Origin of the sequence: Lysinibacillus sp. FW12, from assembly GCF_050817245.1 — a bacterium.
Classification (GTDB): Bacteria; Bacillota; Bacilli; order Bacillales_A; family Planococcaceae; genus Lysinibacillus; species Lysinibacillus irui.
This window is the reverse complement of sequence record NZ_CP139094.1, coordinates 1,515,485-1,532,997: the sequence shown is the minus strand read 5'-3', so window position 1 is coordinate 1,532,997 and position 17,513 is coordinate 1,515,485. Positions and strand designations below refer to the sequence as shown.

The following is a 17,513-nucleotide window of genomic DNA, read 5'->3' as shown; positions in this document are numbered from 1 at the left end:
TTTACAAAGTTTTGAATAACTTTTCCTAACTATAGCTCTTAGTTGACGTTATTACGCCAAAGCGAATTACTTAAAAGTTTTTCGCATTTGGGCCATTAAAGCCATATTTTTCAAAGAATTCCTCACGGAAATCACCAAGACGGTCTTGACGAATTGCCTCACGTACTTGTTCCATCAATTTTAATAGGAAATGTAAATTATGATAAGTTGTTAAACGAATTCCAAACGTTTCTTCTGTGCGAATAAGGTGGCGAATGTAGGCACGAGAATAATTTTTACATGTATAGCAATCACAGTTTGGATCTATTGGGCCAAAGTCACGTGCATATTTGGCATTTTTCACTACTAGACGTCCCTCAGAGGTCATTAGTGTACCATTACGTGCAATACGTGTTGGCAGTACACAGTCAAACATATCAATTCCACGAATAGCTCCATCAATTAAAGAGTCTGGTGAGCCAACCCCCATTAAATAACGTGGTTTATTTTCAGGCATCATTGGTGTTGTGAATTCTAAAACTCTGTTCATCACATCTTTCGGCTCACCAACAGATAAACCACCAATTGCGTAACCTGGGAAGTCTAATTCTACTAAGGCTTCTGCCGAACGGCGGCGTAAATCCTCGTACTCCCCGCCTTGAATGATACCAAATAAACCTTGGTCTTCTGGACGCTTATGTGCTTCTTTACAGCGTTTTGCCCAACGAGTTGTACGATCGACTGATTGCAACATGTATTCATGTGTTGCAGGATATGGTGGACATTCATCGAAAGCCATCATAATGTCAGAGCCTAAATCATTTTGAATTTCCATTGCTTTTTCTGGACTTAAAAATAATTTATCTCCATTTAGATGGTTACGGAAATGAACGCCTTCCTCTTCAATTTTACGGAATTGGCTTAGTGAGAACACTTGGAAACCACCTGAATCCGTTAGAATTGGACGATCCCAGTTCATAAATTTATGAAGTCCCCCTGCTTCCTTGACAATATCATTACCTGGTCGTAGCCATAAATGGTACGTATTGGACAAAATGATCCCTGCATTCATTTCTTTTAATTCTTCTGGGGACATTGTTTTAACTGTTGCTTGTGTCCCTACAGGCATAAATGCTGGTGTTTCAAAGGAGCCATGTGGTGTATGCACGATACCAAGACGAGCTCCTGTTTGTTTACAAGTATGAAGTAATTCATATCGAATTGCTGGTTGTGTCATAAAATAAAAAATCCTCTCTTATCTGAAGTAAAAACAGTACTTCGATTTAATCCCCGATTATTTTTTCGGACGTATAAACATCGCATCCCCAAAACTGAAGAAGCGATATTTTTCCTCTACAGCTTGTTGATAGGCGCTTAAAATGGTTTCGCGTGTGGCTAGTGTACTAACAAGCATGACAAGCGTTGATTTTGGTAAATGGAAATTGGTAATTAACCCATCTACCACCGTGAAGTTGTAGCCCGGATAAATGAAAATTGATGTCCAACCCTGTTCAGCCCGCACTTCGCCATCGTATTTAGAGCCAATCGTTTCTAATGTTCGTGTAGAGGTTGTCCCAACAGCTATTACCTTACCACCGTTACGCTTTACACGATTAATTGTGTCTGCTGCTTGTTCGGTAACACTATAAAATTCAGCATGCATTTCATGGTTTTCAATTGAATCTACACTCACTGGACGGAAAGTACCAAGTCCTACATGTAATGTGATAAAGACTACTTCTACACCTTTAGCTTTCACTTGCTCTAATAATTGCTCTGTCCAATGCAGTCCTGCTGTAGGCGCTGCAGCTGAGCCACGTTCTTTGGCATAAACTGTTTGGTAACGATCCTTGTCCCCTAGTTTTTCACGAATATATGGAGGCAACGGCATCTCACCAAGCTGTTCTAATATTTCATAAAAGATTCCATCGTAATGAAATTCAAATGTACGTCCGCCATGTTCAAGCTCACCCGTACAAGTCGCTGACAATAAACCATCTCCAAATGTGATAGTTGTCCCTACCTTTACACGCTTCGCTGGTTTTACAAGTGTTTCCCACTCATCTGTACCAGCTAATTGCTTCAATAGCAATACTTCTATATGTGCACCTGTTTCTTCTTTGACGCCCATTAAGCGAGCAGGTAAGACTCTTGTATCATTTAATACAAGACAGTCTCCTGCATGTAGCTCATCTAAAATATGAGCAAAATGGTGGTGCTCTACTTTATTGGAACCAGGTGTTACGACCATTAATCGACTTGCTGTACGATCGGCTAATGGTGTTTGGGCAATGAGCTCCTCTGGTAATTCAAAATCAAAATCTTCTACACGCATGAAAAAAACTTCCTTCTATTATGTTTGTTGGGGATATTCATATCCAAAATGTTCGTAAGCTAAATGTGTGGCTACTCTTCCACGTGGTGTACGCTGAATTAGGCCAATTTGCATCAAATAGGGCTCATATACATCCTCTATCGTAACCCTTTCCTCACCAATTGATGCAGCAAGTGTATCTAAGCCCACTGGACCTCCTCGGAAGCGCTCAATCATGTTCGTGACAAGTTTATGATCAATATGATCAAGACCCCTAGGATCGACTTGTAACAGTTCTAGCGCTTGCTGTGCAAGTCCCTCCGTTATCATACCATCTCCAAGCACTTGTGCATAATCTCGCACTCGTTTCAATAGACGATTGGCTATTCGGGGGGTTCCACGTGAACGCCTCGCCATTTCCATTGCCGCTACTTGCTCAATTTCCACTTCAAATAAATGAGCACTGCGCACCACAATTTCTGCAAGAGAACGATCATCGTAATATTCTAATCGTAGTAAAACTCCAAAACGGTCTCTTAGAGGGGCAGATAAGGCGCCAGCTCTTGTTGTAGCACCTACAAGGGTAAAGGGAGGTAAATCAAGTCGAACTGAACGTGCTTCTGGACCTTTCCCAACCACAATATCTAAACAGAAGTCCTCCATTGCTGGATATAACACTTCTTCAATGGCACGGGGGAGTCGATGAATTTCATCAATAAATAAAACGTCCCCAGGCTCTAGTGAACTTAAAATAGCTGCTAAATCTCCTGGACGCTCAATCGCTGGTCCACTTGTCATACGGACATTGACATTCATCTCATTCGCGATAACAGCAGCTAATGTTGTTTTCCCGAGTCCTGGAGGCCCATATAACAGCACATGATCTAAACTTTCTTGGCGAAGCTTTGCTGCTTCAATGAATATTTGTAAATTTTCCTTTACTTTATGCTGCCCAATATACTGTGCTAGTCTTTGTGGGCGTAAAGATAATTCAAATTGCTCATCATAGCTTCCTGCCTCACTTGCCATCATACGTTCAGACATGTACCTTCCCTCCTTTTCTTATTTTAATTTTAACAGTAGTTGCAGTGCTTGTTTCATAAAGGCATCTGTCGTCTCAAGCTTGTCATTATCCTCAAGCTGTGGTCGAATTTTTTCGAGCTCCTTTTCAGAATAACCAAGTGCCATTAAGGCAAGTATGGCTTCTTCTAGTTCATGTTTATAAGGATTGACACCAAATAACGGTAGCTCATCTTCTGTACTAGGTAACTCTATTGTATCTAATAGAGAGCCTAGCTTACCTTTTAAATCTAGTATCATTTGACGAGCTGTTTTCTTCCCTACTCCAGGGAACTTTACTAAAAACGCCTCGTCTTCCCGTTCAATCGCACTAATAACCTGTTGCGGGTTGCCTGTAGCTAGAATAGCTAGAGCCCCCTTTGGTCCTATACCAGATACTAAAATTAGCTTTCTAAACAGTTCTCGTTGATCTAGATTAGGGAAACCATATAAAACCTGTGCATCTTCTCGAACATGCAAATGAACGTATATCTGTTGTTCAAGAGCAGATGCTCGAAACGCAAACGGGTTAGGGGTATTAAGTTGCCAGCCAATACCCTGTTGTTCAAGTACAATATATTCTGGTGTAATACGAGTAATTTGTCCTTTTAAATAATCATACATCCATAATCCCTCACAATCATCGTCTTCGATTATAGCATATAGCGAACGAATGCTCGACAAAAAGTAGTATGAAAAGCGTTGCTCTCAGACAAAAATGACCGCCAAATGACGGTCATTTCTTGACAAATCTATCAATATCGTACCACAGTTTTGGCCAATAGGTGAGGGCTCGTTTTGTAAATGGCACTAAATAATCTAAAAATACTAGCTGTTGCTCTAATGGTAAATCCACTGCAAAAAGCCATTCACGTAATAATTCATTCGGATATTTCAAACGATGGAGCTTTCTTTTATCCAATCGCTTCAGCTCCGGTAATTCAGCAAAAACCTTTGCAAGGTCATAATCAACAGCTGGTAATACCCGATGCAACCATAAAATATATTCATCATCCGCTTCTCCAAGATGTGCTAAATCAAAATCAATTAAACGCAATTGTCCATCAGAGCACCATAAAAAATTATGATGGACAACATCCCCATGTAAGAGTGTGATGTCTTTTTCTGGTACATCCTCTAGTGCAATCAATTGTAGCGATTTATCGCTGTAGTGCAAAATTTGATCTATTTCTTCTTTTGTTAGAAATGCTCGAAACTCATTTCTTCTACTTTTAAAACGCATATGACGCATTTGCCACTTTAAAAGTTGTGAGTAGGTATGCAAGCCCGGCACTCGCTGCCAAGCAATTTTTTTATGTGTATCATGTAAAGCAATTAATAATTTAAGAGATTCCTTACGATCCTTTTTATGTGCAAAGTTAGCGCCATGACTTCCCTCTTGCCAGACTTGCACAATTAATTGCTCATCATCGCTTTGGACTATTGGTAAAATGAGAGAAGGCTCCAATCTTCCTAACTGGCGATGAATAGCTCTCACCTTCTCCGCAATTTCCACTTGCTTTGCTCGTTTAACAAAATAATTATTCGATTGATACTTATATTTCCAAATATTTGGCTTTACCTCTTCAACTATATACGCTTTTTCACCATCGATAAGGCGTCATCCCGCCTGGGAAATAGTGCGGTGACATCCATGGTCCTGCTCCTGATGGGCACGGCGGTTGACATTGGCAAGGATCCATTTGCCAATTAGGCATCATCATTGGTTGGTTATGACAACCACAGTCTGGCATTGGCATTGGTTTTGTACCACAGCCACAAGATTGACCCATATTCATGTCTGGCATTGGCATTGGCATCGGCATTGGTTGGCTACCACAACCACAAGATTGGCCTATATTCATATCAGGCATCCCCATATTCATATTAGGCATCATATCAAATTGTGGTTTCATTTGCTCATTATGAGTAGGGAAAAACGGTGACGTAGATTCTAAAAAGTCTTCCATCCCCCCAACCTTATGATCTGGCATATCATAGGACATCGGTGGCTGTGGCATCGCATAATGCTCTACCTGTGGCTGCATCTGCATTGGCCACCACATTTGATGATGATAAATCGGCTGGTGACAACTTGAGCAATGTGGTACAACAGGCATTTGTGGCATGATATGCATTGGTGGCTGTGGTGCTGGTTGTGGCACGGGCATTGGCTTTGGTTTTGCTACTGGTGGTGGTGGCGGTGTAGGTGCTGGCGGCGGTGGTGGCTGTATTTGTACTGGTGGCGGAGTAACAGTTTGTTCTACTTGTGGCATTACCACTTGTTGGTGCCAATTCATTTCCACAGGCTGCGGTACCCACATCGGTTGTTGGGGCATCTGCATTGGCATTGGCATTGGTATTGGTATTGGAATCATTTGTGGTTCTGGCATTGGCATAGGAGCTGGTGGTGGTGGTACAATCGGCGGTGGCGGTGGCATCGGTCGTTGTACCTCCTTTTTAGGGCTTTCCTTTGTCGGTGTCTCCTTATGCACTTGTGTTTCCTTTTTCGGCATTTCTTTATGTGAATCTCTATGCGGCTCTTTGTTTATTTTTTCAGGCAATATAATCTCCATGCCTGGAACAATATAGTCTGGGTTGGCAAGATGGACATTGAGCCGCTTCAAATCTTCAAACGAAATGCCGTACTCTTTCGCAATCTTCCACAATGTGTCTCCCTTTTGAACAATATGAATACGCAATTTTTTCCTCCCTTCCTCTCTACGTATCATATGTTCAATGTTTCATTTGGATACAAAAATTTCAGCAAGTTAGAAATGCTTCATGGTACACTTAATCATAAGGAATGCGGATTCCTTTACTATGAGCAGAGGTGAACTCTTATGAAAAAAATGTTAGGCGAAGAACGCCGACTGCAACTATTAACACAATTAAAAAAAAGTAAAACTCCTATAACTGGGACAGACTTGGCTAAGTTTGCTAATGTTTCTAGACAAGTGATCGTCAATGATATGACTTTATTAAAGGCAAGAAATGAGCCCATTATTGCAACGAGTCAGGGCTACCTTTATATGCATCAGGAACATTTACAGCAAACTGTTGAACGCACTCTCCCTTGTTTGCATACCTCTGATCAAACAGAAGATGAATTAATGACGATTGTTGATTGTGGTGGTACAGTGAAAAATGTCATTGTCGAGCACCCAATATACGGAGAACTCATAGCATCGATTATGGTATCTAACCGTCATGAAGTGAAACAATTTATAGAACGTGTTAACGAAACACAGGCAAATTATTTATCAGCTCTCACAGGCGGCATTCATTTGCATGTTATTACTGCACCTTCTGTTGAGGTATTAACTTTGATTGAACAAGCTCTAGAAAAAAAGGGATACTTAGTGCAAGATCAATAAATAAAAAAGCACCGTCTGGGATATCATGTCAAACGGTGCTTTGTGTTTTATTGTAGGTATAGTCTTCTCTCCGCGGGTACCCCTATCATATTAGGAGAGGAATCTTTGTCGTTGAGAAGGTGTTGGCAAAAGACATTCACTTTTCTGACCGAATAAACGATAGCGATATTTGGCAAATAGGCGGTATAGCGCATTGCGTATAAATGGTGGCACGAGGATGAAAAGATACAAGCAAGGCCACAGCCTATCTAATTTCTTACATATTTTTAGAGCAGCTGTTGATTCAAAAAAAACTTGCCCATGTTCAATAAGAATCACACTATCTATATTCTTTGAAATATTGAACTGCGCTAGTAGGTTTTGGCCAAAATCACTTTGAAGTGAGGCAAATTGAAAATAGCCAGCTTGATCACGCTTAATAATAAATTGAACCGTGCTATCACAAAAATTACAGACACCATCAAATAAAATGATCCCACCCATCACATTTCCTCCTTATCGTTACTCTGCATCGTCTGAAGTTAAATAAGTAAAGTAGGTACCCAGTGACTTGACCTTACAGCCTAGGGCAGCAAGCTCTTCCATTGCCCCACGCATCATCGGTTCTTTTTCATCTGCTAATACATCAATCATGAAGAAATAATCGCCTAAACCTGTTTTAAGTGGACGTGATTCAATTTTACTTAAATTCAGTTGACGCCAGGCAAAAACAGAAAGCACCTGATGTAACGCCCCTGAACGATCAGTCGGCAATGTTATCATAAATGTCGTTTTTGCTTGCCCCTCTGATAGCTCTTGTGGCAAGCGTTTATTTTGTTTAGACAATACAAAGAAGCGTGTATGGTTAAAATGGAAATCATGGATATTCGACTCCACTATTTCAAGGCCATACTTTTCCGCTGCCGCCGCATTACCGACTGCCGCTATACATTCTTCTGGGTTTTCAGATACATATTTTGCTGCAGCTGCAGTTGAAGTAGTTTGATGTAATGGTACATGACTGAAACGATAAAATAAATATTTATGACATTGTGCAAGCGCATGAGGATGGGAATAGACACCCTCGATCGATTGCCAATGATCCTTCTGCGCTTTATTGACCATTAAATGTTGCTGGATTTTAAGGAGTAATTCACCAGTCACATACAGTGTTGCCTCATGGAATAAGTAATCTAATGTTAACGTTACAGAACCTTCTAAGGCATTTTCTAAAGGTACGACAGCTAAATCAACCTTTCCCTCTGCGACAGCCTCAATACATTCTGGAATCGTTGCGCATGGTATAAGCCACTCATTTGGAAAAGTAGCCTTTGTTGCTAAGTATGTAAATGATGCTTCTGGTCCTAAATAGGCAATTCGATTTTCCCATTGTTGCTTTGTCATTGCAAATACCTCCTTTATGGCACAATAAGGAGCAGTCCCTCCTGTGCAATCACTGTTGGGACAGCTCCTTATTTGAGCTTTGTTATCGTATTTTTTACCTATAGACTTATTCAATACGATAATTGTCATTTTTATCAAAAATTAAAGGCTTTGAACACTACAATACTTATAATGCACCAGAACTAATCACTTCTGCTGATTCAACAAAATCTAAGCGTTTTAATTGCTGGATGAGATCATCAAGGTCACAAGTCATGCTCGTTACATCCAATGATAATGTAACATTAGCACGACCCTGAATAGGGATTGTTTGATGAATTGTCAATACATTACAATGTGTAATGGTCACCGTTTCTAAAAGCTTGGCAAGTGTTCCTTTTCTATCTTGAAGCTGTAAAAAGACTGTTAAAATGCGTTCCTGCACAATTGAATGAAAAGGAAAAACCGCATCACGATATTTGTAAAACGCACTTCGCGATAAATCCACCTGCTTTACCGCATCCCAAATGGAGGATACTGAACCACTTGATAGTAGGTGTTTCGCCTCCAAAGTTTTTTGCATTGCATCCGTTAAAACATCCTCACGAACTAAATAATATCGCTGATTCGCAACATTCTTCATACGCTTCCCCCTAAAACTCATGTCTTAATCGACAAATTCAAATTCAAACTCTTGTAGGCGTACTGTATCGCCATCTTGTGCTCCACGTTCTCGAAGAGCCTCGTCCACACCCATTGCACGCAATTGTCGAGCAAAACGACGAATTCCATCTTCACGGCTAAAGTCTGTCATTTTAAATAAACGTTCAATCGCATAACCACTAATAATAAAGGTACCATCATCATCACGAGTAATTTCGAAATCTTCGCCTTTTGCTTCATGCTTGTACATGACTGTTGCCTCTGATTGCTCCTCTAAGTCATCATATAGAGGGAATTCAGGCGTTACTTCTAATAGATCCGCAATGGCAAATAGAAGCTCTTTTAACCCTTGACGTGAAATAGCAGAAATCGGGAAGATTTGTACTTCCTCTCCGACCTTTTGGCGGAATTCCGCTAAGTTTTCTTCTGCATCTGGCATATCCATTTTATTGGCAACAATAATTTGTGGACGCTCTGTTAAACGAAGATTATATTGTTTCAGTTCTTCATTGATTGTTAAATAATCCTCATACGGATCGCGGCCTTCCATTCCTGACATATCAATGACATGAACAATAACCCGTGTACGCTCAATATGTCTTAAAAATTGATGGCCTAATCCTACCCCTTCGTGTGCTCCTTCGATTAGCCCCGGTAAATCTGCCATCGCAAAGCTTCGGTGATCATCTGTTTCAATCATCCCTAAATTCGGTACAATGGTTGTAAAATGATAAGCACCAATTTTTGGTTTAGCTGCAGAAACAACAGATAAAAGCGTTGATTTACCAACACTTGGGAAACCTACTAACCCTACATCTGCTAAAACTTTTAACTCTAATATAACATTTAATTCTTGTCCTGGCTCACCTTTTTCAGAAAGTTCTGGCGCTGGGTTAGCAGGTGTGGCAAATCTTGAATTCCCACGGCCACCGCGTCCTGCTTTTGCAATAATAGCTCTTTGTTGGTGCTCGACTAAATCGGCAATGACAGCGTTCGTTTCCTCATTGATAACCACTGTTCCTGGTGGCACTTTAATAATTAAATCATCAGCATTTTTACCATGCATGCCTTTACTCATCCCATGTTCACCACGAGGAGCCTTAAAATGGCGTTTGTAACGGAAGTCCATTAATGTACGGAGACCTTCGTCTACTTCAAATACTACATTACCACCATGTCCACCATCGCCACCTGCTGGACCACCATTGGGTACATATTTTTCACGACGAAAGGCTACCATACCGTCTCCGCCGTCGCCACCTTTAACATAAATTTTTACGTGATCGACAAACATTTAGTTCACTCCCTATTTGCACTCAAGACATATTGCCAGCGCGTATTTGACTGCTCAATTGTTTGAATGTCGAATTGTTTCAAACCTTTTTCGGTGAATGCATCAGCACTCCATAACCCATTTAGCGTGAATGTCACGGCAAATGTATGATCGTCAACACGTACATCAAGCGTTAGGATCTGCTCTGTAAACGGATCTAATGTATCATAAACATGCAAAACTGTTTTGTTTAAATAATCTACAACTTCCTGATCAATATCATTGGTCACAGGCTTTTTTATCTCACCGCTTAGCTTCCATACTAATGATGGATAACGCCATCCTGCTGTTTGTAGCCATTCTATTGTTTGTGGTAATTGTAGTCGATTGAGGATAGAAAACACTCTTAGTTGTTCTGAATAATGCTGAATAAGTTCCTTTGTTTCATCAATTCTACCTAAATCTAAATTCATGCGAATCAGTTGCAGTTGATTCACATAATCATGATTTGCAAAACGTAATACTTCACTAATGGTTAGTGATTGATTGTTCATCCCATTCACTCCAATAAAGTTATCCTTACTAGTATAACAAGTTTTGCTGTAATTTTCCCTAATTCTTTATTCAATTATGCCTTAGCATAATATGTTTCGATTGAGAAGTTAACGTGATAAACTACATTCTTCTCATCACCTATAGAAGAGGGAGACTTCTGTACCAGTTACTATGCTTTCATAAAAACATGTACTAAAAGTCATTGAAATTTAGCCAAAAAAAGGACTGCAATAAATGCAGTCCTCCGCTTTATGTTATCTTATAAAAGATTAAGCTTCTTGTGTTGCTGGGTATACAGATACTTGTTTGCGATCGCGACCTAAACGTTCGAATTTCACAACGCCGTCAACTTTAGCAAATAGTGTATCGTCACCACCACGACCTACGTTTGTACCTGGGTAAATTTTTGTACCGCGTTGACGGTAAAGAATTGAACCACCAGTTACGAATTGGCCATCAGCACGTTTAGCACCAAGTCGTTTAGACTCAGAGTCACGTCCGTTTTTAGTAGAACCAACCCCTTTTTTCGATGCGAAAAGTTGAAGGTCTAATGCTAATAATAATTTCATCGAGTTCCACCTCCTACTTGGTTGTAGTTGATTTGGATGTATTGTCCGTAATTTTGCACCATAGAATACACTTGGGCAGTCATTACTTGAACAATTAACTGTAGTTTTGCATCTATTTCAGGCTCTAAATCTAATGGTAAATCTACCTTCAGATAGCCTCCACCTTCAGCTGCTTGTTCGATTTCTGGTTGAATCTGTAATAATGCATAAATAGCATTGACTGTACCAATGGCAATAGTCGACGCTCCTGCACATACTAAATCTTTGCCAGATTCATCGTAACCAGCATGTCCTGAAAATTCGAATGCTGACACATGTCTATTTTCATCGTGATGAATCGTAACTTGTATCATTCGCTACACCTCACAATTAAGCGTTGATTGCTTCAACAACTAATTTTGTGTAAGGTTGACGGTGACCTTGTTTACGACGGTAGTTCTTTTTAGCTTTCATTTTGAAAACAACGATTTTTTTCGCACGGCCTTCTTTCACAACTTTAGCTGTTACAGTAGCGCCTTCTACGAATGGAGCGCCAACTTTAACGTTTTCGCCACCTACGAATAAAACTTTATCAAAAGTTACAACCTCGTCAGCTTCTACGCCTAATTTTTCAACATAGATTTCTTGACCAGCTTCTACTTTGATTTGTTTACCACCAGTTTCAATAATTGCGTACATTTTACTGCACCTCCTCTTAGACTCAGACTCGCCTGTTTAATAAAGGTGATCCTATCAGATACTTAAACCTTTCCAGAGCGGTTGTAGTAGCACGGGTGCTACAAACAATAACATTAAAATATTACCACATGATTTATTTTAAGTCAATCTATTCATAACATATTTTTCAAAGGCTATTCGATATTTTCGATAATGCCATTCTTTCCATGCTTGAAGCCAAATAAATAAAATGATAATTGCTAAAAAAATAGATTGTGGCAAAAAAAGCAACGTGATGAATAAAAGTATAGTCGAAACGATGAAGGATAGCCAATAATAACTTTCCACCAACTGAGCTCTTGGGTGATGTAAAAAGAGCCAGGCTAAAAATATTCTCCCCCCATCTAACGGTATGATAGGAACAATATTTACAGCCAATAACACTAGTTGCACGCTTATAAGTCTAGTAGCAAGTAGTTCAGGCATAAAAAAAGCGAGGCCAATCCCAATAATGGTAGCGATTGGTCCTCCTAATGCAATCCATAGGAGTGACGACGCTTGCACAACCGCTGGATTTTCAAATTGAATTTCTCCCCCATATGGTGTAATGACGCATGATTTCACCTTGACACCGCACAATAATGCTGCAATTAAGTGCCCTGCCTCGTGCCATAACAATGAAAATAATATAATGGCGTAATAAGCTAATTGCCCACTCAAAATCATGACAAACACAAGAGGGATGCACAGAAGATGTAATTTAATCTTCATTGGTCTCCGACATTTCGAGCCATTGTACAATTTGCTCTAAATCGTAATGGGTATCTCCCTTTTCAATGGAAAGATAAAGTTGACCCGCTTCTTTCATGCCAATTAAATCATTTGCTTGAATAGATGTATAAGGTAGTTGTGCTAAACTATCTAGCATCCCATAAGATACTGTTGTACCATCTTCGTAACTAATGGTCATGGTCTTACCTGTATACTTTGTATGTCCAGTAAAAACAACTAAGCCTGTCTGACCAGCATAGACTGGCAAACCTACATCATACTGCAATAAATAGCCTTCTTTAAAAACTTGGGCGTTGGCAAATGTTAAAAGATCTGCTTGCCCTACATCACTAGATACCATGATCGTCTCTTTTTCTTTTTCGAACCAGCTTTGCCCGAGCTCACTTAAATACGTTAAATCAGCAGAGGTTGTCACAAGCTTCCGAACAGGTGTATCCACTACACCCTGATCCTCTAAACGAATTACAAGCATAATTGCTGCCACAAGTAATATCGTGACGAACCATTTCCATTTTTTAAACAAGCTCTCATCCTTTTTTCCACACTATATGAGATTGCATGTCCAAACATGCACAAGAAAAAACCTTCTCGTACAATTGCACGAAAAGGTTTTAATTTATTTTGAAAATAGCGCTTTAAGTTTAGAAAACATTCCTCTTTGCTCGTCTTGAATAGCCATCAAAGGCACCGATTCACCTAAAATACGACGAGCGATATTTCGATAGCCTAATGATGCTTTATTGGATGGGTCCATGACGATTGGCTCCCCTTTATTTGAAGAAGAAATTACTCCTTCACTATCTACAATAATACCTAATAAATCAATAGATAGATGGGTTGTAATTTCATTGACATCCAATGTGTCACCGCTCTTCATCATATGTTGTCGTATACGGTTAATGATTAGTTTAGGTGCTGTAATTTCCTCTTGCTCAAGTAAACCGATAATTCGATCCGCATCACGAACAGCAGAAATCTCAGGTGTTGTGACAACAATCGCATGATCTGCACCAGCAACGGCATTACGATAGCCTTGTTCTATACCAGCAGGACAGTCAATTAACACATAATCATAATCTCTTTTCAATTCCTCTACTAAGCTCTTCATTTGCTCTGGGGTAACAGCATTTTTATCTGTTGTTTGAGCAGCAGGTAATAAAAATAGTTTTTCATCTACGCGCTTATCCTTAATTAATGCTTGGTGAATTTTGCAGCGTCCTTCCACCACATCAACTAGGTCATAAATAATACGATTTTCTAGGCCTAAAATTACATCTAAATTACGCAGGCCAATATCTGTATCGACTAAACATACTTTTTTACCTTGTAGAGCCAATGCAGTCCCAAGGTTAGCCGTTGTCGTTGTTTTACCGACACCGCCTTTACCTGAAGTTATGACGATCGCTTCTCCCACACTAGCTTCCTCCCTTAGACACATTTAACAATGGTCGAATATTTTTTAAGGCATGAATTTGATCGTACGTAATCCGTCCATCGTAGCCAATAAAAGCACAAGTCATTTCTGCTTGATTCATCGCTTTTACATGTTCATCTGACATTGCCTGAGCTTGATCGGCAATCATGATATGTGTGGCTTCGAATCGAGATGCCGCAATGATGGCTTCTTTATTACCATGCACGCCTGCATGTGCAATCCCTTTCAATTTACCTAGGACATATACATTACCACCAGCCTCTACACGACCATTCGGATTTACATTTCCAACGATGATAATGTCTCCTGACGAACGCAGAATTTGTCCTGATCTGACCACGCCAATATATGTATCTTGTTGACTTTCAATCATTTTCTGGTTGCTTTCATGGACAGTCAGTACTTCACTTTGCACCTTTGATACAATAAGTTGCTCTGTTTCTTCGACAATTTTGATCAATTCATTAATTTGGTCATCAGTACAGTATCGATAGCCTAAGTATAATTGTACATCTACTTTACCATCGATACCGCCTTCTAAAACTTTTTTCTTTAATTCTTCCACTAACTCGCCATACGCACATTGGTCGTCTAGGCGTAGTACAAAACCGTCCTTCGTTCCCTTCATATTAACTAACTGTTTTTTCATGAATGCCTCACCTCACGTTGTTCTTTATTAAGAAACTTCACGTGCTCTCTGTAAGACACGCGCATTAATTAGATATTTGAAGGCCCAACCAAGAATCATTAAAAATAAAGCATTGGCAATGATTGTTGGCAATAGTCGTGAACGTAAGAAATCCGCTAAAGGTATTGCTGTAAAATCGATTAAGAAGAAGAATTGATAGAGTATAAATTCTAAAATTGCTACTAGAACAACTGAAATTGTCGTTGTCACAACTAAGTGCTGATGTATAACTTTCACGATAGACCCTGCTAAAAAACAAATAAGTGGATAAAGTACTGAATATAATCCAATAATATCAATGTAAAAGACATCATACAAGACACCAAAAAAAAGTCCATACATTACCGCACGTTGACGGCTGTAATAGATGGATATAAAAATTAAATATAAGATTAAAAAACGCGGTATCAGATAATAGACTTCCCCTTTAATTTCAATTGGGGAAAGCATGGCAAACTCTGGTTCTACTAAGAACAGTAAAACCGCCACAGAGGGAATGAGAAATCGAACCATCACTCCGCCTCCTCTTTATTCGCCTCTGGCGGATTCGATAAATCCTTATTTGTTGCATTGCCATCTGAGCCATCAATAGCTGTTGACGTACGCTTTGCAATCACGACATGCTCTAAAATTGAAAACTCAGCAGATGGTTTGACATAAGCCATTTTCGTTAAGCCATGATCATCTGTACTAACTTCTGTAATTTCTCCAATCGGGACACCTTTAGGGAAAATTCCACCAAGCCCTGAAGAAACTACTTGCTCGCCTTCCTTAACCTTCTTGCTAGAATCGATTCGCTTCATAATGAGTTCATTACGTTCTTCATCAAAGCCCTCGATTAAACCGTATGCTTCTTTTTCTCCTAACACCATCGCAGATACACGATAGTTTGGATTATTTGTATATAAAAGCTCTACCTCAGATGTGAAAGGTGTTACTAGTGTAATCTTACCAACTAGTCCTTTCGCCGTCATAACTGCCATATTCTTTTGAACTCCATGAGAAGACCCTTTATCTAAAATAATTTTCTCTTCCCATTGGTCAGGATTTCTAGCAATCACTGTTGCATGAATTGGATTAAATGCTTTTAAGCTCTCAGTTTTACCCAATAGCTCTCGAAGCTTGCTATTCTCTGATTTTAAATCCGTAGCCTCAGCTTGTACAACTGCAAAATCTTCTAAGCGTGCTTTTAAACGTTTATTTTCTTCGTACGTGTTTAAGAGGGAGTCAATATTATTAAAAATGCCATTAATATAATTTGCCGGCTTCGCAACAATTGATTGTGCGACGCCGACAGTATCTTTAATAATTTGCTCTGGTAAAGTTGCATTCGTCCGATCACGTAATGAGAAGCTAATCAATGCCACAAGAAATACCATGCCTACGAGCAGCAAAATTACTTTCTTATTGAAAAAAAGTGTGGCATTGCCTAAACCCCCTTACCCTTTAACTTGTTGTTGACGAATTAAGTCGATATGATCTAAAGCCTTACCTGTACCGATTGCTACACAGTCTAACGGATCTTCCGCGATAAATACTGGCATGTTTGTTTCTTGGCTAATCACTTTGTCCAAGTTAGTTAATAGCGCACCACCACCAGTTAAAACAATTCCGCGTTCCATAACGTCAGCAGACAATTCAGGAGGAGTTTGTTCTAATGTTTTTCGAACACCATCAATTATAGATGCAACAGCTTCACGTAATGATTCAGAAATTTCCTGTGAAGAAATTTCAATTGTCTTCGGTAAACCAGTTAACAGGTCACGTCCTCTAATTTCCATTTTTTCCTCTGAACCTTCTGCTAAGGCAGTACCAATTTCCATTTTCACAGCTTCTGCTGTACGTTCACCAATTGTTAAATTATACGTTTTACGAATATATGAGATGATAGATTGGTCCATAGCATCCCCACCAACACGTACAGATTCACTTGTTACAATACCACCTAATGAAATAACTGCAACTTCTGTTGTACCACCACCGATATCAACAACCATTGAGCCAGTAGGATCCCATACAGGTAGATTAGAACCGATCGCTGCTGCAAATGGCTCTTCGATTGTGAAAGCCTCTTTTGCACCGGCTTGTCGAGCAGCATCAATAACCGCACGTTGTTCAACTGATGTAATACCGTACGGCACACAAATCATAACATTTGGTTTTTTCCAGTTACCGCCGGAGTTTTTACATGCTTCTTTTAAATAATACTCAATCATTGCTGTTGTAATATCGAAATCAGCAATAACACCATCTTTCATTGGGCGAATTGCTACGATTGAGCCAGGTGTACGACCAATCATATTTTTCGCATCATTACCAACGGCAACGATATCTCCTGTTTTTGTATTTTTTGCTACCACTGAAGGTTCACGTAAAACGATTCCCTTTCCTTTAATAAACACTAATGTATTCGCTGTGCCGAGGTCAATCCCGACATCTTTACTTCCTAGTCCAAACAAATTGTGTACTCCCTTTCTATATAAGCCATACTTTCGTTGACATCCATTATCTTTGACGACAATGTATAGGAAAATTGAATTGTGTAGTGTATCTACACAATTGACTCCTCTCAAAATCCATAACATCCGTCAAATTGTTTATCTTCATCAGCCGGTGATTCACACCACGAAAAAACTACACACTCATTCACCTCACCACCAATTTTCGATGGGAGTCCTTCCTGAATAAAGATAAAATTCATACCTTTCATTATAACGGAATAACGCAAGAATTTGTAGTGCCACATACTCCATCTCACAGAAAAGATACTATTTTAATTCCCTCTTAAAC

General features: G+C 39.6%; 21 protein-coding genes, 1 pseudogene and 1 other annotated feature. Of the genes and pseudogenes, 1 reads left to right on the top strand and 21 read right to left on the bottom strand.

Translation table 11 applies throughout. The features are described from left to right. Nucleotides 1-70 precede the first annotated feature (70 nt). The 6 genes from tgt to SJW71_RS07845 all read right to left on the bottom strand — a co-directional run bounded on the left by tgt (nt 71) and on the right by SJW71_RS07845 (nt 6,054). Nucleotides 71-1,216: a tRNA guanosine(34) transglycosylase Tgt gene (gene tgt, locus SJW71_RS07870; RefSeq protein ID WP_274793922.1), complete on the bottom strand. Its 1,146-nt coding sequence runs from the start codon at nt 1,214-1,216 to the stop codon at nt 71-73. A gap of 57 nt (nt 1,217-1,273) precedes the next feature. Beyond that, the gene (gene queA / locus SJW71_RS07865) at nt 1,274-2,314 is read right to left on the bottom strand and encodes a tRNA preQ1(34) S-adenosylmethionine ribosyltransferase-isomerase QueA (RefSeq protein ID WP_274793924.1); all 1,041 of its coding nucleotides are present in this window, start codon (nt 2,312-2,314) and stop codon (nt 1,274-1,276) included. Nucleotides 2,315-2,332: 18 nt separating this feature from the next. Next, nucleotides 2,333-3,337 carry a Holliday junction branch migration DNA helicase RuvB gene (gene ruvB, locus SJW71_RS07860; protein WP_274793925.1) on the bottom strand — a complete coding sequence of 335 codons (1,005 nt, stop codon included), beginning with the start codon at nt 3,335-3,337 and terminating at the stop codon, nt 2,333-2,335. 18 nt (nt 3,338-3,355) lie between these two features. Further along, nucleotides 3,356-3,976: a Holliday junction branch migration protein RuvA gene (gene ruvA / locus SJW71_RS07855; RefSeq protein WP_274793926.1), complete on the bottom strand. Its 621-nt coding sequence runs from the start codon at nt 3,974-3,976 to the stop codon at nt 3,356-3,358. Nucleotides 3,977-4,088: 112 nt separating this feature from the next. Next, nucleotides 4,089-4,922 carry an aminoglycoside phosphotransferase family protein gene (locus SJW71_RS07850; protein ID WP_274797357.1) on the bottom strand — a complete coding sequence of 278 codons (834 nt, stop codon included), beginning with the start codon at nt 4,920-4,922 and terminating at the stop codon, nt 4,089-4,091. Nucleotides 4,923-4,956: 34 nt separating this feature from the next. Next, nucleotides 4,957-6,054 carry a LysM peptidoglycan-binding domain-containing protein gene (locus SJW71_RS07845; RefSeq protein WP_412927205.1) on the bottom strand — a complete coding sequence of 366 codons (1,098 nt, stop codon included), beginning with the start codon at nt 6,052-6,054 and terminating at the stop codon, nt 4,957-4,959. A gap of 141 nt (nt 6,055-6,195) precedes the next feature. Between SJW71_RS07845 and SJW71_RS07840 the strand changes: the two genes are divergently transcribed. After that, nucleotides 6,196-6,729 (top strand): transcription repressor NadR, encoded by a 534-nt coding sequence (locus SJW71_RS07840; protein ID WP_274793928.1) that lies wholly within the window; start codon nt 6,196-6,198, stop codon nt 6,727-6,729. A gap of 90 nt (nt 6,730-6,819) precedes the next feature. Here SJW71_RS07840 and SJW71_RS07835 read toward each other — a convergent pair whose 3' ends face one another. The 15 genes and pseudogenes from SJW71_RS07835 to SJW71_RS07765 all read right to left on the bottom strand — a co-directional run bounded on the left by SJW71_RS07835 (nt 6,820) and on the right by SJW71_RS07765 (nt 17,182). Next, on the bottom strand, nt 6,820-7,212 hold the full coding sequence (locus SJW71_RS07835) for a thiol-disulfide oxidoreductase DCC family protein (RefSeq protein WP_274793929.1): 393 nt from the start codon (nt 7,210-7,212) through the stop codon (nt 6,820-6,822). Nucleotides 7,213-7,230: 18 nt separating this feature from the next. Beyond that, nucleotides 7,231-8,112: a prephenate dehydratase gene (gene pheA, locus SJW71_RS07830; RefSeq protein ID WP_274793930.1), complete on the bottom strand. Its 882-nt coding sequence runs from the start codon at nt 8,110-8,112 to the stop codon at nt 7,231-7,233. 166 nt (nt 8,113-8,278) lie between these two features. Further along, nucleotides 8,279-8,734: an ACT domain-containing protein gene (locus SJW71_RS07825; protein WP_004226679.1), complete on the bottom strand. Its 456-nt coding sequence runs from the start codon at nt 8,732-8,734 to the stop codon at nt 8,279-8,281. 24 nt (nt 8,735-8,758) lie between these two features. Beyond that, on the bottom strand, nt 8,759-10,048 hold the full coding sequence (gene obgE / locus SJW71_RS07820; RefSeq protein WP_274793931.1) for a GTPase ObgE: 1,290 nt from the start codon (nt 10,046-10,048) through the stop codon (nt 8,759-8,761). 5 nt (nt 10,049-10,053) lie between these two features. Beyond that, a complete protein-coding gene (locus SJW71_RS07815) occupies nt 10,054-10,581 on the bottom strand; it encodes a Spo0B domain-containing protein (protein WP_341386623.1) in 528 nt (175 codons plus the stop codon). Between the two features lie 270 nt (nt 10,582-10,851). Beyond that, a complete protein-coding gene (gene rpmA, locus SJW71_RS07810; protein ID WP_024363181.1) occupies nt 10,852-11,151 on the bottom strand; it encodes a 50S ribosomal protein L27 in 300 nt (99 codons plus the stop codon). Beyond that, nucleotides 11,148-11,504, bottom strand: coding sequence for a ribosomal-processing cysteine protease Prp (locus SJW71_RS07805; protein WP_274793933.1), 357 nt, complete (start codon nt 11,502-11,504; stop codon nt 11,148-11,150). The genes rpmA and SJW71_RS07805 overlap by 4 nt, the downstream gene beginning before the upstream one ends. A 16-nt stretch (nt 11,505-11,520) precedes the next feature. Further along, nucleotides 11,521-11,829, bottom strand: coding sequence for a 50S ribosomal protein L21 (gene rplU / locus SJW71_RS07800; protein WP_274793934.1), 309 nt, complete (start codon nt 11,827-11,829; stop codon nt 11,521-11,523). 14 nt (nt 11,830-11,843) lie between these two features. After that, nucleotides 11,844-11,922 (bottom strand) — a sequence feature (ribosomal protein L21 leader region). 45 nt (nt 11,923-11,967) lie between these two features. Then, complete coding sequence (locus tag SJW71_RS07795) at nt 11,968-12,579, bottom strand: stage IV sporulation protein FB (RefSeq protein WP_274793935.1); 612 nt, start codon at nt 12,577-12,579, stop codon at nt 11,968-11,970. After that, nucleotides 12,569-13,123, bottom strand: a complete 555-nt coding sequence (locus tag SJW71_RS07790; RefSeq protein WP_341386624.1) for a peptidoglycan DD-metalloendopeptidase family protein — start codon at nt 13,121-13,123, stop codon at nt 12,569-12,571. The genes SJW71_RS07795 and SJW71_RS07790 overlap by 11 nt, the downstream gene beginning before the upstream one ends. Before the next feature lie 93 nt (nt 13,124-13,216). Beyond that, nucleotides 13,217-14,014, bottom strand: coding sequence for a septum site-determining protein MinD (gene minD, locus SJW71_RS07785; RefSeq protein ID WP_274793937.1), 798 nt, complete (start codon nt 14,012-14,014; stop codon nt 13,217-13,219). A gap of 1 nt (nt 14,015) precedes the next feature. Further along, on the bottom strand, nt 14,016-14,684 hold the full coding sequence (gene minC, locus SJW71_RS07780) for a septum site-determining protein MinC (protein ID WP_274793938.1): 669 nt from the start codon (nt 14,682-14,684) through the stop codon (nt 14,016-14,018). A gap of 27 nt (nt 14,685-14,711) precedes the next feature. Beyond that, the gene (gene mreD, locus SJW71_RS07775) at nt 14,712-15,236 is read right to left on the bottom strand and encodes a rod shape-determining protein MreD (RefSeq protein ID WP_274793939.1); all 525 of its coding nucleotides are present in this window, start codon (nt 15,234-15,236) and stop codon (nt 14,712-14,714) included. Further along, a pseudogene (mreC, locus tag SJW71_RS07770) lies at nt 15,236-16,149 on the bottom strand (rod shape-determining protein MreC). Before mreC ends, mreD begins: the two are co-directional and overlap by 1 nt. A gap of 13 nt (nt 16,150-16,162) precedes the next feature. Continuing rightward, entirely contained in the window at nt 16,163-17,182 is a 1,020-nt protein-coding gene (locus SJW71_RS07765) for a rod shape-determining protein (protein ID WP_274793941.1), read from the bottom strand. Between the last annotated feature and the right edge of the window lie 331 nt (nt 17,183-17,513).

Bases quoted from the DNA above. Each gene is read 5' to 3' on its own strand.
- tgt (WP_274793922.1), bottom strand. From the start codon at position 1,216: ATGACACAACCAGCAATTCGATATGAATTACTTCATACTTGTAAACAA.
- queA (WP_274793924.1), bottom strand. From the start codon at position 2,314: ATGCGTGTAGAAGATTTTGATTTTGAATTACCAGAGGAGCTCATTGCC.
- ruvB (WP_274793925.1), bottom strand. From the start codon at position 3,337: ATGTCTGAACGTATGATGGCAAGTGAGGCAGGAAGCTATGATGAGCAA.
- ruvA (WP_274793926.1), bottom strand. From the start codon at position 3,976: ATGTATGATTATTTAAAAGGACAAATTACTCGTATTACACCAGAATAT.
- SJW71_RS07840 (WP_274793928.1), top strand. From the start codon at position 6,196: ATGAAAAAAATGTTAGGCGAAGAACGCCGACTGCAACTATTAACACAA.
- SJW71_RS07835 (WP_274793929.1), bottom strand. From the start codon at position 7,212: ATGGGTGGGATCATTTTATTTGATGGTGTCTGTAATTTTTGTGATAGC.
- pheA (WP_274793930.1), bottom strand. From the start codon at position 8,112: ATGACAAAGCAACAATGGGAAAATCGAATTGCCTATTTAGGACCAGAA.
- SJW71_RS07825 (WP_004226679.1), bottom strand. From the start codon at position 8,734: ATGAAGAATGTTGCGAATCAGCGATATTATTTAGTTCGTGAGGATGTT.
- obgE (WP_274793931.1), bottom strand. From the start codon at position 10,048: ATGTTTGTCGATCACGTAAAAATTTATGTTAAAGGTGGCGACGGCGGA.
- SJW71_RS07815 (WP_341386623.1), bottom strand. From the start codon at position 10,581: ATGAACAATCAATCACTAACCATTAGTGAAGTATTACGTTTTGCAAAT.
- rpmA (WP_024363181.1), bottom strand. From the start codon at position 11,151: ATGAAATTATTATTAGCATTAGACCTTCAACTTTTCGCATCGAAAAAA.
- SJW71_RS07805 (WP_274793933.1), bottom strand. From the start codon at position 11,504: ATGATACAAGTTACGATTCATCACGATGAAAATAGACATGTGTCAGCA.
- rplU (WP_274793934.1), bottom strand. From the start codon at position 11,829: ATGTACGCAATTATTGAAACTGGTGGTAAACAAATCAAAGTAGAAGCT.
- SJW71_RS07795 (WP_274793935.1), bottom strand. From the start codon at position 12,579: ATGAAGATTAAATTACATCTTCTGTGCATCCCTCTTGTGTTTGTCATG.
- minC (WP_274793938.1), bottom strand. From the start codon at position 14,684: ATGAAAAAACAGTTAGTTAATATGAAGGGAACGAAGGACGGTTTTGTA.
- mreD (WP_274793939.1), bottom strand. From the start codon at position 15,236: ATGGTTCGATTTCTCATTCCCTCTGTGGCGGTTTTACTGTTCTTAGTA.